1 pseudogene is annotated in these 216 nt (G+C 27.8%); it reads right to left on the bottom strand.

The features are described from left to right. Positions 1–216 (bottom strand): annotated as a pseudogene (locus tag KI369_RS29185) (helix-turn-helix domain-containing protein); the annotation flags it as partial.

Here is a 216-nt window from a genome sequence, read left to right as displayed (position 1 = left end):
TTGCATATTTTTCTCATATTCATAATAATCTCCACGTATTTTGAATACTTTAGCTTTCAACCCATATAGTTGAACAAATGCAATTGGTACATCATAAATCGATAAAAAATGAAATGCTTCATTCATAACCTTATTAACATTTTTCCAATCTTTAAGTTCTATGTAAACCTCCAACATGTTTCGTAACGCATATACTTTTTGATCTTTCTCTGATAA

The organism is Bacillus sanguinis (assembly GCF_018332475.1).
GTDB lineage: Bacteria > Bacillota > Bacilli > Bacillales > Bacillaceae_G > Bacillus_A > Bacillus_A sanguinis.
Note: the sequence above shows the minus strand (reverse complement) of the source record. Positions and strands in the feature narration are given on the sequence as shown.